Origin of the sequence: Pseudoalteromonas sp. S16_S37, from assembly GCF_014694405.1 — a bacterium.
Lineage (GTDB): Bacteria > Pseudomonadota > Gammaproteobacteria > Enterobacterales > Alteromonadaceae > Pseudoalteromonas.
In genome coordinates this window covers 1-805 of record NZ_JAAUWV010000174.1, presented here as the reverse complement: position 1 = coordinate 805, position 805 = coordinate 1, and the positions used below count along the sequence as shown (strand labels likewise).

Annotated in this window: 3 protein-coding genes; all 3 read right to left on the bottom strand. The window is 45.0% G+C overall.

The window, feature by feature from the left end:
* Positions 1 to 269: transposase (locus HC733_RS23720; RefSeq protein ID WP_446727653.1), on the bottom strand; the 269-nt coding region annotated here is incomplete at its 3' end.
* The gene (locus HC733_RS23715; RefSeq protein ID WP_190367191.1) at positions 238 to 468 is read right to left on the bottom strand and encodes a helix-turn-helix domain-containing protein; all 231 of its coding nucleotides are present in this window, start codon (positions 466 to 468) and stop codon (positions 238 to 240) included. The genes HC733_RS23715 and HC733_RS23720, both read right to left, overlap by 32 nt.
* A gap of 8 nt (positions 469 to 476) precedes the next feature.
* Positions 477 to 743, bottom strand: coding sequence for a helix-turn-helix domain-containing protein (locus HC733_RS23710; protein ID WP_190367190.1), 267 nt, complete (start codon positions 741 to 743; stop codon positions 477 to 479).
* Between the last annotated feature and the right edge of the window lie 62 nt (positions 744 to 805).

The following is an 805-nucleotide window of genomic DNA, read 5'->3' as shown; positions in this document are numbered from 1 at the left end:
GCCTCCGTTGCGTCGCTGATCTGTTTCAAGTGTTGTCTCATGCCATCTTTGTTCACAAACGGACTAATGAATGCCTCCGTTTTTCCATTACTTGGGCACACCGCGCCGAACAGATAGCCATACTCAAACTGTTGTTGCTTAACTACCCTCGGCCTGCTGCCTTTAGTAGCCCATATTCGGGTTGTTTGGTTTTGTTGCCCAAATCGTGCTTCATCCTGAAACCAGACATCAACTCCTTCAAGTGGTAGGTGACCTGGGGTGTGAAGGATCGTTTCCAGCTGAAAGTTTTTTAAAAGTGTCTTGCGCCTCAGGAGATTGCTTTGGGTGTTTCGAGCGACTGGTTATCCAGCTAAATCCCAATGCATGCATGATGCGATAGACACTTCTCAATTCGTAATCGACCTGCAAGGTATCGCGAATATAGCAGCGTACATCCTCTGCGATTAGGCGACCTCGGTCAGGTTTCACTGCGTTATCTAGGATGAACTTCTTGAGTTGTTTTGTTGGTTTACACAAAGCAGATGGGTTCTGCCTAGTCTGGGCTTATCTTGCAAACCATCAAGGCCATATGCAAGGTAGTTGGAGACCCAAGTATTAACACTGCCTCTAGCAACACCGAGGTTAATTGCAATCTGGGCGTGGGTTTGACCTCGTTTGAAATGGAACAAGGCTAAATATCGGGTTCTTAATTGTCCGCGGGAGGTTTGCCTTGCCAATAGCTTAAAATCTTCTGCTGTATGCATATCTGAATTAAAATGAATCTGGATATTGCTATTAGATCAAACTTTTAAGTCAATTGGTATTA

What these genes read in the sequence shown, in the direction of transcription:
- HC733_RS23710 (WP_190367190.1), bottom strand. Translation starts at nt 743, where the DNA reads ATGCATACAGCAGAAGATTTTAAGCTATTGGCAAGGCAAACCTCCCGC.